Origin of the sequence: Paenibacillus oceani (assembly GCF_014705615.1) — a bacterium.
In the GTDB taxonomy this organism is placed as follows: Bacteria; Bacillota; Bacilli; order Paenibacillales; family NBRC-103111; genus Paenibacillus_AB; species Paenibacillus_AB oceani.
In genome coordinates, this window is the sequence record NZ_JACXJA010000048.1 from 71992 (window position 1) to 80531 (window position 8540).

Consider the following 8540-nt stretch of genomic DNA (forward strand, 5'->3'; position numbering starts at 1 on the left):
CCTGGGCTTTTTAATGTTAAGGCTTCGTGTAAACGACTTCGTTTAAGGCTTTTCTAACTTGACTGCATAAGCCAAGGCTCCTTACCCGGCGTAATATCTTCCGGAACCGTTGCTGGCTCCATGACCATGTCCCTCTGCCTCACTCCTCCTCCCGAATGACCCTTCCGTGCTACAACATTACAATTTCGCAACCCTGCTTGTCACCGGATCGATGGCGACCCGCCTTGCGATTCGCTATAATTAACCGCGTTAGATATTCATGTGTTAAAAAAGGAGTGTGCCGCATGCGTACAACGATAGGCGCATACAACGGGGAGCGGATCGATACTCTCGATTATTTGCGCGGCTTTGCCCTGATCGGCATCGCGCTTGTTAATGTTCTGGCGCTGCTGAAGGTCGGCTCCGGCGCTCCCGGCAGCGCCGACCGCTACTGGTTTACATTTCTGAATCTCACCGTGGAAGGCCGGTTTTACGCAATCTTTTCATTTTTGTTCGGCATCGGGTTTTATATTTTTTTGACCAGAGCTCAGGACAAAGGGGTAAGAGGCAACGTACTGTTCATACGCCGCCTGCTGGTGCTGCTCGTCATGGGCATCGTGCACCAGCCGTTTCATCCGGGCGAGGCGTTGCTGCCTTATGCGGTGTTCGGATTTGTGCTGCTGCCTTTTCAGAAGCTGAGGCCGGCGGTTAACATGACGCTTGCGCTTGTCCTGCTCGTTCCTGCTGCTTATTACGGAGGCAAGCTGCTGCTCGTCCTGCCGCTGTTCCTGCTGGGCTTGGCGGTCGGGCAATACGGCGTGTTTGTCCAGATCCGGCAGCATTGGCCTGGAATCCGGAGCATTCAGTACGTTACCGGCGCGCTCTCCGCAATCGGACTCGTCCTTCAGGTCTTATGGATGCCGAATCAGCCGGGAATGGCGATCGTTGACGAAGGAGCTCGCGTTTCCCTCATGAGCCAGCTCGCCGACTATACGTTTATTCTGACGATGACGGGGCTGGTTATGGCGGCATTTTACGTCACGACGCTGATCCGCGCTCTTCAGAGCGAGCGGGTCCGCCGCTGGTTGAAGCCGCTGCAGGCGTACGGGCGGATGGCTTTAACCAACTATTTGGGGCAAACGGTACTGCTGCTTATGGCCGGGAGCTTGTTCGGGTGGAGCGGCAATCTGGGCGTCGTGCAAACCACTTTAGTATGTATCGGCATGTACACGGTGCAGATGGCGTTCAGCATGCTGTGGCTTTCCTGGTTTTGGATGGGACCGCTGGAATGGTGCTGGCGGCTTCTGACGTACGGCAGACTGCCCTCCCCTCCGCCAAATAGATAAGAACCGGGCAGCAGTCCGCCCGGCTCTATCTTCCTTCTATAAATAGATCCCCGTCATCTCGTTTCCACCGAGCCCGGGATTACGCTTTTTGTCTCGAACACCAGTAATCGTATTCTTCCTGCGCCTTGTCCTTGGCGTAGCCGTAACGCTCCTGCAGCTTGCCCACGAACTTCTCCTTCTCGCCATTGATGACGTCGAGGTCGTCGTTGGTCAATTTGCCCCACTGCTTCTGAGCTTCGCCCTTCAGCTGCTTCCAGTTGCCTTTGATAACGTCTTGGTTCATGGTTACCACTCCTATTCATGGGTTGGATGGGTGTACAAGGATGTATTACCCCTATTGTTTGACATTCAAACTTTAGCCCCCTGCCTATATCCAACCCATGCCAGGTAGACAGTCCAATCCAGTGCAAAGGAAACCGCTTGGTTAAACTTCCATTATATGGTATATTAACCTCGCCGTCCGTCCCCCGTTGCCGCTGCCGATGGCACCTTCACCGTACAACGGCGTCTCATCTACCGCATTACCTGCACCCGCCAGTTGCCGGCAGGCAAGCTTATAGCGGAGCCCGTCAGGTTGGTCAGCACGACCCGGACGAGGTCCGGACCGACAACCATCGCACTGACCCCGAGACTGCCCGTACTCGTATTGCTTCCGGCCAGCGCAAACTGTCCGGGCAGCGCCCCCTGCACCGTCACATCATATTCCGCGTAACCTCCGGCCGGGACCGTAACGGTGTTCCAGGTGAAGGAGGCCGTCAGCGGAGCCGAATACGGATCGTAGCCCTGATTATTAAAGGACGAGAAGTCCGTCAGCATGGTCAGTCCCGTTGGCGGAGCGCCAAGCTGATTGTGCAGCATTCGGATATTGGCCGAAGGATTAACCGTAAATTTGACGGTTGAGTTTTGCAGATCGTTCGAGTTGATCGTAATGCCTTCGCTCGCCCGGACGTTGATTCCCGCAAATGCGGCGCTTGTATTGCCGATTCCGCCGATGATGTTGCCCTCGATCGTCGAATTCGCCACATGGTCCAGCACGATGCCGAGACCGCCTCCCTGGATCACGTTGCCGGTAACGAGCAGATCTTTCATGTTCACGGCGCTGATCGTACGCGTACCTCCCGGCGACGGTGCATTGCTGCTTAAGATGTTGTTGGCGATCAAATAGCTGGACGGAAGCGGCGATACATTGTTCGGCATTTGCAAGCCGATCAGATTGCGTCCGGATGTACTTTCGATAATATTGCCTTCTATAAGCAGGTTATTTGCCTGATAGTCCGCACTAATTCCGCGCCCCGTGGACGTTTCGATCTTGTTGCCGACGGCGAGACTGAAATTTTTCGTCGTGCCCGTATAGGTGACTACCGGCGAATAGGCGAAAGCTATGCTGGAATATTTGGCTGTCGACGTGTTGTAGTACGGCTTGCTGACGCCTCCGTCCGGGGAATCGTTGGCGTTTCTCAGCGTATTGTTGACGATTTTCACTCCCGTGGACTGGAACATTGCGATATTGTTTTTCCCGGTATGCTCGACGATGCTATTCACGATCGTCAGATTCCTGTTCGAGCCGCCGGAGATTCCGTCCTGGCCGATATGCTTTACATGGACGTTCTCAACCTTCGAGTTCGAGGTAGTCGATAACGTCAGGCCGTTCTGGTCGTAGATTCCGCTGCTCTCCAAGCCCGTCGGTCCGGCCCACGTCACATTGTTCCAGTTGCCGTCGATGGTCAGATTGGCGATCCGGATATGGCTGAGCGCCTTGGCCAGCGCTCCGTCGATGCTGGAATTATTGATTACAGTACGCAGGATCGTACCGTTTTGGCCGTCCGCCATCTTAAGAATCGATACGCCCATGCCCGATCCTTCGATCGTCACATTGCTTTCCTTGATCAAAAGGCTGTAATTATAATTCCGGGCCGGCGAAGTCCGAGAGACGCTATAGGTTCCCGGGGGCAGGAAGACGACACCGCCGCCCGCCTCGCCCGCCGCATCGATCGCCGCTTGGATCGCAGCCGTATCGTCGGTAACTCCGTCGCCTATGGCGCCGTAATCCTGAACCGAATAAATCCGCATCGGATTCGGGTCGATCCCGTACACAGCCTGCTGCACAACTTGCCGGACATACTCGCCAATCGCGCCGAATTCCTTGCCTCCCCGCAATTCGGACGAGTCCGCACGTGCCGGCATCGCCGGGGATACCATAAAGAATACTGCCGCAAGAGCTAGCCAATTAAACCATTTCAACCGCATTGTACCGCCTCCCGTAATTTATATTAGGGACTGAACCCGGATGCACCTATTTGCTTTTTTCTTTCTCGACTTCTTTCCGCAGCTTCTCGCTTATATCGTTAAGGGCTGTGTTGATGTCCATCTCGCCTGTTGCGACTTTCTGAAATGTGTTTGCGACCAAATTTTGCTGGGTGCCCAGAGGGACGTCGGCCAGCCCGGCCTCGCGCTTGGCCGTCGGGGGAATCGGCGCATAGTAGTTGACCGCCCCCGTATTTTTCTTGCTGTACACCGGATGGTCTTTCCCAAGGTTGGCTGCGATCTCTTTGCTCGCCAGAGTAGTCGGGATACCGCCGCGCGAGTCCTGCATCTGGACTTCCTCCGACAGCATCGTCATGATCGCCTGGAACGCTTCGCTCTTATACTTGCTCTGCTTCGTAATCGACCAGTAGGCCGGGCCGCGCTGCGGCATCAGCTTCGGGGCTCCGTCCATCGCAGGAGCGGATACGATGTCCCAATTGAGCTCAGGCGGCAAATTGACGTAGATGCTGTACTGATTCACCTGCATCGCGACCCGGCCTTGACCGAATACCGCCCCCTCCTCGACCGCCGTCTTGGCGATCGTATTGTTCGGAATATCGTAAAACCGCTTCAGATTTTCAAACAACGTTTTCCACACGTCCGGATTGGCTAAGCGGTCCGTCTTCGGGTCGAGAATCGGCTGCGAATACGGGTTGTCTCTCAGCAGTGCGATCGTCCCCGCGCTAAACCCCCGATAGATCCGATCCCCGTCTACCCGCGTCAGCTTTTTGGCTAATTCGTAAACCTCGTCCCATCTCATTCCGTCTTTCAGGTAAGGCTGGCCGAACTTGTCGAACAAATCTTTGTTGTAATACAGCACTTGGGGAAAATAAGGCGGAACGGGCAATCCGTACAGCTCTCCGGTCTTGACTACATCGACGATTTCCTGCACGAACACCGGATTGAACCGGCTTGTCGAATAGTTGTGGACATTCAACTGCTCCCGCAAGTCGTAAGCCAGACCGAGGTCGATATAGGACGTTTTCAATGAAGGAATATCGGTTCGGATCAGGTCGGGAATGTCGCCTTGGGCGACGAGCTCCTGAATCGAGGAGCCTTTGCCGCTCGTTCTGAACTTGAACGTAACATGCGGGAACTTGCTCTCCAGCGCCTTGCGGAATCGGGAGTCAAACTCTTCCGGCTTGACTCCCGCCGCATAAATCGTCATCGTGAACGGTTCCGGCGCTTCCTTCACCTGCTTCGCCTGCTTCTCCGGCTGGCCGTCCTCCTTCCCTCCTCCGCAAGCGGTTAATGCAACCGTTCCCAACAAACATACAGCCGTAAATAACCGTTTCATCCTTCGCACCCTCCAACTAATTCACATCTAAATTCATATTGATGTGAATTAATAGTTAAGAATTTATAATTAATTCACATCATGATTATAATAATATTCAGAAAGCGCTGTCAATGCATTTGTATATTAAAAAAAGTCGAATCCACACCTGTATTTGCTCCTATTTAACTTCATAAACTAAAAAACACGCATGAAAAAATATATTTTCCGCTATCTTTTAATCGACATGTAATTCATATATAATTATAATTATCAATTAGATCGAAAGGTGAGATTATGTCCGAGAAAGCTAGCCGTAAAACGTTCCGAGCCCGCCTTCAAACGATGGTTCAGCAACTGCGCAGCGGTATTATAGAGGGCACCTACTCCGTTGGCGACTATTTGCCTGCCGAGAGCACGCTCGCCGAGCAATTTCAGCTCAGCAACAATTCGGTGCGCAAAGGACTGAAGGTGCTGGTCGAGGAAGGCTTTATTGTCAAAATCGATAAAGTCGGCAGCCGTGTGATCCAGTCGGCGGAGCGGGAACGGATCACTGTAACCGTAGGCTGCATGCCTTCAATAACGCGGGATTTGGAGTTTATGCGGCTGCTCGATGATTTCCACGCCCTTCATCCTGCAGTTGCCGTCAAACCGGTTACCGGGACGACAAGCGGCCTATTCACCAGCCGCACCTATATCGAATCGATCAGGGAGCAGATGGAGAGCGGCTCGATTGACATTTTCACGCTCAACAACATGAATTTCAACGAGCTCGCGGAAAGCGGCTATACCAGGCTGCTGGAGGAGCAGCAGGCAAATGCGGGAATCTATCCGTTCCTGAACGAGGCTTTTACTGCTGACGGCACCTTGTATGTACAGCCGGTAACATTTTCGCCGGTCGTGCTCTGCTACAACCGGACTCATTTCCGCGAGGCGAAGCTGCCGGAGCCGGACTCCGGATGGAAATGGAACGACCTCGTTCAGGCAGCGGCCCGGCTGACCGTGCCCGGTCAGAAGCACGGCTTTTACTTTTATCAAGTATCGGAGAACCGATGGCCGCTCTTCCTGCTCCAAAGCGGCGAATCTTTTCTGCGGGATGGCGGTCTTCCGGGGGACATACGAGGAACCCGGCTGATGGAAGGCATCCGGCTGTGCGGGGAGCTGATCCGTGACAGAGACATCTTCCCGGGCTACTTGTCCGAGAGCAGCACGGATGCGAGCCGCCTGTTTCTGGAAGGAAAAATATCGATGATGCTGGCTACGTACAGCAGTTTAAACGACCTGAAGCATTCCGACCTCGACTACGACCTATCGCCGGTACCTTATATCCATATCCCGATTACGCTGCTGCTCTCGATCGGTATGATCGTGAACAAGCGCTCCAAGCATAAAGAAGCGGCCCGGCAGTTCGTAGATTATATGACCTCCGGAAGGGCGCAGAGTCTGATCCGCCGACACACAGTCAGCATTCCCGCCATGAAGCAGGCCGCAGAAGCTCCGGTCCCGGAGGAACCCCGGCTGAACCGGCCGAGACACTATTCGTTGTTCCGCGAAATCATTCCTTCGTACCGGCTGCATTCGGAACTCCATTGGCCGGCCCGGGATTTCGAACCCCTGCGTCATATGCTCAAAATGTTCTGGTCAGGTCTGATCGACGAACATACATTGAGCGAAGAGATCACATCTCTGCTGCGGAAAGATAGTACCGGCTAAACGAATCAGAATCCGGCCGTCCGACTGCGGACAGGAACGAACCCTTGACGGACACGCAGAGTGACGCGGGTATGCTCAGCGGCAATACGAGTCCGCCCGCCTCACTCTAAGATTCATACGGCAAAGAGGCAGCCTGATGGCTGCCCCTGACCTCTTTTCCTACTGTCACCTCAAGCCTTCAAAGACACGATCATATCCACCTCGGTCGAAGATCCGAGAGGAAGCGTATGAATGCCCAGAGCGGCCCGGGCATGCTCGCCGGACGATCCGAACACGCCGGTCAGCACCTCGCTGCCTGCGTTCATGATGACCGGATGCTCCGTAACATGATCGGCGCAGGACAAGAAGCCGTTGACTTTGAGAATTTTGTCGACTTTATCCAAGCCGATCTCGCGGTCAATCGATTCGAGACAGTTAATGACGGACAACGCCGCCGACTTCTTCGCCTCTTCGATCGACACGTCGACGCCGATCCGCCCTTTGTACAACAGTTCTCCTCCGGAGAACGGCACGTGACCGGACACATAGGCGAGATTCCCCTCCACCCGTACCGGCAAAATGACGCGAGGCCCGCTGCTTGCAGGCGCAGGCTTAAATCCTAGCGATTGTTTAATCTCTTCATACTTTTGACGATCCATGTTCCATCCGCCTCCATGATCTATGATTGATAGGATATGGCTTTCTGCTGCGACTATCTCCCGCAGGCTGTCTCATCTTCCTAACTCTACCGTTTGCTTTTACTGCGTGTCAATAACGGGGTTCGCTTCAACCTTCACGACGAAACCGTAAGAAGCGTCTCCCCCGAACGTATCCTTCCCGTCCCACACTGCCCTGACCGCGTAGAAATAAACCCCTTCCCGCTCCGGAGCGGCGAAGCTGCCGTTCATCAGTTGGATCTCCGCCATCGTCCCGTCCGCATGCAGCCGGTACAGGAGCAGATGGGTCGGCCGGTTGTTGCCTGTAAAAGAAGTCCGGATAGCCGATCCGGGGGCAACCGCCTGTACCGGCAACTCTTGGGTTACTCCAAGCAGGCTTCTCTCGGCGCACCCAAACCAGCAATACGTACCGACAGCTACAGGTAGCTTAACCCCGTCTGCGATGACGTCCGGTATCGGGGGCCCCAACGCCCCCGCATCAGAATCGGACCCCTGATGCATGAAAAAGCCGCCAACCAGCACCACATCGGCATATGCTGAAAGATTGGCTCCGCCTTCCACCGGAGTTTCGAAACGCTGCACCCGATAAGGTCCGCCTTCCGCATCCTCCTGGAAACGCCGGCTAATACCGGCTCGTCCGATCACTTCGTTCTGCCCGTCGTAGAAGACCAGATCTCCCCGGAACGCATAAGGCATCTTCTCCCGCGCTAGGGTGGACCTCGCATCATCCAGCAGCACCAGACCGGTCACCACCGAACTTCCGTTTGTTTGACTCACCTGTAATCCGCCAACGTAAATCCCCGGGTAATCCGGATCGTGCAGCAGAGGCCCGGCTTGGTTTGACAAAACGGATACGGTCCGGCTCCGTTCGTCGTAGCTGACGGCGGCTCCTATCTGCTCGGCCATATAGCGAAGCGGAACATAGACATGACCGTCGTAATTCAAAATCTCGTACCCGGCAGGCAGAGCGGCCGCAATCCCGTTCATATGCAGCGACACGGCAGCCTTCACCGCCTGCAGCACCGACTCTCCCGCCGCCCAGACGGAGCTGCCCGCCCCCAGCATCATTCCCAGCACAAGTCCGAACAACACTTTCTTCATCCGTATCCTCTCCTAATCTGTCCCGGCCTCCAGACGGCTGAGTCCATTTTCCAATATATACCTAATGGAAGTAAGAAACATGACTTATGCAGTTCAAGTCAGTAACTGGTAATCATAGTCATGCCGAAATTTTTCGAAAACATTTCAATAAATAAAGAAAAAATA

The 8540-nt window shown here is 54.4% G+C and carries 7 protein-coding genes; 2 read left to right on the plus strand and 5 right to left on the minus strand.

Features of this window, described 5'->3' with window-relative positions:
- Positions 1-284 precede the first annotated feature (284 nt).
- Positions 285-1325: a DUF418 domain-containing protein gene (locus IDH45_RS28205; RefSeq protein ID WP_190931495.1), complete on the plus strand. Its 1041-nt coding sequence runs from the start codon at positions 285-287 to the stop codon at positions 1323-1325.
- 79 nt (positions 1326-1404) lie between these two features.
- On the opposite strand, the gene IDH45_RS28210 is transcribed toward IDH45_RS28205, so the two are convergent.
- The 3 genes from IDH45_RS28210 to IDH45_RS28220 form a co-directional block, all read right to left on the minus strand.
- The gene (locus IDH45_RS28210; RefSeq protein ID WP_190931496.1) at positions 1405-1608 is read right to left on the minus strand and encodes a CsbD family protein; all 204 of its coding nucleotides are present in this window, start codon (positions 1606-1608) and stop codon (positions 1405-1407) included.
- Positions 1609-1838: 230 nt separating this feature from the next.
- On the minus strand, positions 1839-3572 hold the full coding sequence (locus IDH45_RS28215; protein ID WP_190931497.1) for a right-handed parallel beta-helix repeat-containing protein: 1734 nt from the start codon (positions 3570-3572) through the stop codon (positions 1839-1841).
- Between the two features lie 46 nt (positions 3573-3618).
- The gene (locus tag IDH45_RS28220) at positions 3619-4926 is read right to left on the minus strand and encodes an ABC transporter substrate-binding protein (protein ID WP_190931498.1); all 1308 of its coding nucleotides are present in this window, start codon (positions 4924-4926) and stop codon (positions 3619-3621) included.
- 276 nt (positions 4927-5202) lie between these two features.
- On the opposite strand from IDH45_RS28220, the gene IDH45_RS28225 reads away from it, so the two are divergent.
- The gene (locus IDH45_RS28225) at positions 5203-6618 is read left to right on the plus strand and encodes an extracellular solute-binding protein (protein WP_190931499.1); all 1416 of its coding nucleotides are present in this window, start codon (positions 5203-5205) and stop codon (positions 6616-6618) included.
- A 170-nt stretch (positions 6619-6788) separates the two neighbouring features.
- On the opposite strand, the gene IDH45_RS28230 is transcribed toward IDH45_RS28225, so the two are convergent.
- Both IDH45_RS28230 and IDH45_RS28235 read right to left on the minus strand, forming a co-directional pair.
- A complete protein-coding gene (locus IDH45_RS28230) occupies positions 6789-7256 on the minus strand; it encodes a RidA family protein (RefSeq protein ID WP_190931500.1) in 468 nt (155 codons plus the stop codon).
- A gap of 99 nt (positions 7257-7355) precedes the next feature.
- Positions 7356-8375, minus strand: coding sequence for a stalk domain-containing protein (locus IDH45_RS28235; protein ID WP_190931501.1), 1020 nt, complete (start codon positions 8373-8375; stop codon positions 7356-7358).
- Between the last annotated feature and the right edge of the window lie 165 nt (positions 8376-8540).

Excerpts from the sequence above, each read along its gene's own strand:
- IDH45_RS28205 (WP_190931495.1), top strand. The coding sequence starts at position 285 with ATGCGTACAACGATAGGCGCATACAACGGGGAGCGGATCGATACTCTC.
- IDH45_RS28210 (WP_190931496.1), bottom strand. The coding sequence starts at position 1,608 with ATGAACCAAGACGTTATCAAAGGCAACTGGAAGCAGCTGAAGGGCGAA.
- IDH45_RS28215 (WP_190931497.1), bottom strand. The coding sequence starts at position 3,572 with ATGCGGTTGAAATGGTTTAATTGGCTAGCTCTTGCGGCAGTATTCTTT.
- IDH45_RS28220 (WP_190931498.1), bottom strand. The coding sequence starts at position 4,926 with ATGAAACGGTTATTTACGGCTGTATGTTTGTTGGGAACGGTTGCATTA.
- IDH45_RS28225 (WP_190931499.1), top strand. The coding sequence starts at position 5,203 with ATGTCCGAGAAAGCTAGCCGTAAAACGTTCCGAGCCCGCCTTCAAACG.
- IDH45_RS28230 (WP_190931500.1), bottom strand. The coding sequence starts at position 7,256 with ATGGATCGTCAAAAGTATGAAGAGATTAAACAATCGCTAGGATTTAAG.
- IDH45_RS28235 (WP_190931501.1), bottom strand. The coding sequence starts at position 8,375 with ATGAAGAAAGTGTTGTTCGGACTTGTGCTGGGAATGATGCTGGGGGCG.